General features: G+C 56.4%; 1 rRNA gene (cut by a window edge). It reads left to right on the top strand.

Annotation, left to right across the window (positions count from 1 at the left end):
- Positions 1-1,392 (top strand): 23S ribosomal RNA (locus ABZ078_RS44260); it begins 1,372 nt to the left of the window's first position.
- Positions 1,393-1,431 lie beyond the last annotated feature (39 nt).

The following is a 1,431-nucleotide window of genomic DNA, read 5'->3' on the forward strand; positions in this document are numbered from 1 at the left end:
CTGAGACCTGATGCCGAGCCGATTGTGGTGAAGTGGATGATCCTATGCTGTCGAGAAAAGCCTCTAGCGAGTTTCATGGCGGCCCGTACCCTAAACCGACTCAGGTGGTCAGGTAGAGAATACCGAGGCGTTCGGGTGAACTATGGTTAAGGAACTCGGCAAAATGCCCCCGTAACTTCGGGAGAAGGGGGGCCATGCCTGGTGAGAGGATTTTCTCCTTGAGCTGGGGGTGGCCGCAGAGACCAGCGAGAAGCGACTGTTTACTAAAAACACAGGTCCGTGCGAAGCCGTAAGGCGATGTATACGGACTGACGCCTGCCCGGTGCTGGAACGTTAAGGGGACCGGTTAGCTCCATTTCGGTGGGGCGAAGCTGAGAACTTAAGCGCCAGTAAACGGCGGTGGTAACTATAACCATCCTAAGGTAGCGAAATTCCTTGTCGGGTAAGTTCCGACCTGCACGAATGGCGTAACGACTTCTCGACTGTCTCAACCATAGGCCCGGTGAAATTGCACTACGAGTAAAGATGCTCGTTTCGCGCAGCAGGACGGAAAGACCCCGGGACCTTTACTACAGTTTGATATTGGTGTTCGGTTCGGCTTGTGTAGGATAGGTGGGAGACTGTGAAGCGGGCACGCCAGTGTTCGTGGAGTCGTCGTTGAAATACCACTCTGGTCGTGCTGGATGTCTAACCTGGGTCCGTGATCCGGATCAGGGACAGTGTCTGATGGGTAGTTTAACTGGGGCGGTTGCCTCCTAAAGGGTAACGGAGGCGCCCAAAGGTTCCCTCAGCCTGGTTGGCAATCAGGTGTTGAGTGTAAGTGCACAAGGGAGCTTGACTGTGAGACCGACGGGTCGAGCAGGGACGAAAGTCGGGACTAGTGATCCGGCGGTGGCTTGTGGAAGCGCCGTCGCTCAACGGATAAAAGGTACCCCGGGGATAACAGGCTGATCTTCCCCAAGAGTCCATATCGACGGGATGGTTTGGCACCTCGATGTCGGCTCGTCGCATCCTGGGGCTGGAGTCGGTCCCAAGGGTTGGGCTGTTCGCCCATTAAAGCGGTACGCGAGCTGGGTTTAGAACGTCGTGAGACAGTTCGGTCCCTATCCGCTGTGCGCGTAGGAGTCTTGAGAAGGGCTGTCCCTAGTACGAGAGGACCGGGACGGACGAACCTCTGGTGTGCCAGTTGTTCTGCCAAGGGCATGGCTGGTTGGCTACGTTCGGGAGGGATAACCGCTGAAAGCATCTAAGCGGGAAGCCTGCTTCGAGATGAGGACTCCCACCCACTTGATGGGGTAAGGCTCCCAGTAGACGACTGGGTTGATAGGCCGGATCTGGAAGCACGGTAACGTGTGGAGGTGACCGGTACTAATAGGCCGAGGGCTTGTCCATAGAGGCTCGCGTCCACTGTGTTAGTTCTGAGGCAACGAC

Origin of the sequence: Streptomyces sp. NPDC006385, from assembly GCF_040612485.1 — a bacterium.
In the GTDB taxonomy this organism is placed as follows: domain Bacteria; phylum Actinomycetota; class Actinomycetes; order Streptomycetales; family Streptomycetaceae; genus Streptomyces.